The 717-nt window shown below is 71.8% G+C and carries 2 protein-coding genes; both read right to left on the bottom strand.

Features of this window, described 5'->3' with window-relative positions:
* Window positions 1–427, bottom strand: a 427-nt coding sequence (locus HC022_RS28095; RefSeq protein ID WP_167454550.1) for an ATP-binding cassette domain-containing protein, incomplete at its 3' end; no start/stop codon positions are given.
* The coding region (locus HC022_RS28100; protein WP_167454551.1) for an ABC transporter permease subunit at window positions 424–717 on the bottom strand (294 nt) is incomplete at its 5' end. The genes HC022_RS28095 and HC022_RS28100, both read right to left, overlap by 4 nt.

Genomic DNA, 717 nt, shown 5'->3' on the forward strand with positions numbered 1-717 from the left:
CGACCGCCTTGGCGCGCGCCTCGGCCCGGGACAGGCCCAGCGTGCGGCGCAGCGTCGTGGTGAGCTGGCGCCCCACGGTGTAGGACGGGTTCAGCGCGGAACCCGCGTCCTGGAAGATCATCGACAGCCGCGAGCCGCGCAGCCGCACCATGCGGCGCTCGGGCAGGGCAAGCAGGTCTCCCGCGCCGTCAAGCTCGGCCCGGCCCTCGACCCTTGCGCCGTCGAGAAGGCGCATCAGTGCGGTCGCGATGGTCGACTTGCCGGCGCCGCTTTCGCCCACCAGCGCCAGCGTCTCGCCGCGCCCGAGCGAGAGGCTCACCCGGTCGAGGATCTTGGCGGCGCCGCGATGCACGGTCAGCCCCTCGAGCCGCAGGATCGGCTCGGCCGCGTCCTGCGTGGTGACGGGGTGGGAGGTCATGTCGTTCATGCGCCCCTCCGCAGCTTGGGGTCGAATTCCTCGCGGATGCCGTCGCCGACGATCGACAGCGCGATCAGCAGCAGCGCAAGCGCGAAGCCGGGCATCGCCGACATCCACGGCGCGAAGCTCACGAAGTCGCGGCCCTCGGCGATCATCAGGCCCCAGTCGGGGGTGGGGGGCGTCACGCCGATGCCGAGGAAGGAAAGCGACGAGGACACGAGGATGGCCTCGGAGACGCGGATGGTGACCTGCACCGCCAGCGGGAAGATCACGTTGGGCAGCACGGGGCGCCAGACCAC

The organism is Salipiger sp. HF18 (genome assembly GCF_011806505.1).
GTDB classification, from domain to species: domain Bacteria; phylum Pseudomonadota; class Alphaproteobacteria; order Rhodobacterales; family Rhodobacteraceae; genus Salipiger; species Salipiger thiooxidans.